The sequence below is a fragment of the Desulfovibrio sp. 1214_IL3152 genome, assembly GCF_036763055.1.
Taxonomy (GTDB): Bacteria; Desulfobacterota; Desulfovibrionia; order Desulfovibrionales; family Desulfovibrionaceae; genus Desulfovibrio.
In genome coordinates, this window is the sequence record NZ_JBAIYW010000373.1 from 1 (window position 1) to 1492 (window position 1492).

Consider the following 1492-nt stretch of genomic DNA (forward strand, 5'->3'; position numbering starts at 1 on the left):
GCTCTGGCGGCTGCGTGAGCAGACGTTCGCTACGGAGGCGTAAGCGCAGTTTATCTGCGCGGTTAAACGCCGAAGTGAGCGTGCCTTAAACTTTGAGAATGTATATTCTCAAAGTTAATCTGCTCTAAAGCACAGGCGCGGTCAGATCCAGGCAAAGCCTGACGCGAAAAATCTTCGGATACCCCGAAGACGGGCCGTAAGGCAGACGGCCCTTGGCAAGGCCCGGAACTTTTTATGCGGTTCCGGGCCTTGTTCCGTAAAAAAATATCATTCCGCGCTGGCATCGCGGCTCAAGTCGTGGCAACATGTTTTCAGAGCGGATGGAGTTTTATTGCTTGTCGCTTCCGGCGGCCGCGCCACGGCAGCCCATATGGACGGCGGGGCGCATATGCCGGGCCTTCCAGAGCATTTACACTTGAAATGCTCATACGGCAGGCAAAAGCCTGCCTGCCCGCATTTCGTGGCAAGGATTTTCCTGAAAATCCTTGCAGAGCAGTGAACTCATTTCATTCGCAAACTGCTCCAGCGGGTATCCGTTTCTGCCGCCGCCGGAGCGTGTTCAGGGTTGAAACTGCTCCAGTCATGGCGGGGCTTGCCATGACGGCAATTGTTGTGCAAAAAGCGAAACCTTGTTGGCGCGGAATCCGCGTCGGACAGCTTTCAACAAAAGAGACATGCCAATGCCCATTCTGGTTTGCGGCGGAGCCGGGTATATCGGTTCCCACAATGTGCGTTCCCTGTTGGCGCGTGGTGAAGAAGTAATTGTCATTGACAATTTTTTTACCGGCCACCGCGACTCGCTGCCTGACGGTATTACCCTGTACGAAGGCGATATTCGCCAGGGAGAATTGCTGGACAGGATTTTTTCCGAGCACCGCGTGGACGCCGTGCTGCATTTTGCCGCCAGTTCGCTGGTGGGCGAAAGCATGGAGCAGCCGCTCAAATATTTTCACAACAATGTCCACGGCATGCAAAGCCTGCTTGAATCTATGGTGCGCAACCGCGTAGACAAGATCGTATTTTCTTCGTCGGCGGCTGTTTACGGCGAGCAGGACAATGTGCCCATCAGCGAAGACGCGCCCCTCAGCCCCACCAATCCTTATGGCGAAAGCAAGCTCATTATGGAGCGCATGATGCACTGGGTGGGCAAGGCTCACGGCATACGCTTTGTGAGCCTGCGCTACTTCAACGTGGGGGGGGCCTGGCCCGGGGGCATTATCGGTGAGGACCACAGGCCGGAAAGCCACCTCATTCCCCTCATCCTGCAGGTTCCCCTGGGCAGACGTGAAACCGTGACCATTTTCGGCAATGACTATGCCACGCCTGACGGAACCTGTATCCGCGATTACATCGGCGTTATGGACCTGGCCGATGCGCATATGCGCGCGCTGGACTATCTGCGCGCGGGTGGCGGCAGCGAGGTGTGCAACCTCGGCAACGGCAAGGGCTTCAGCGTGCGCGAAATGGTGGCGGCCGCCTGCCGGGTCACGGA

The 1492-nt window shown here is 56.9% G+C and carries 1 protein-coding gene; it reads left to right on the forward strand.

What is annotated here, in order from left to right:
* Positions 1 to 680 precede the first annotated feature (680 nt).
* On the forward strand, positions 681 to 1492 hold an 812-nt coding region (gene galE / locus V6C07_RS08060), incomplete at its 3' end, for a UDP-glucose 4-epimerase GalE (RefSeq protein ID WP_333535859.1).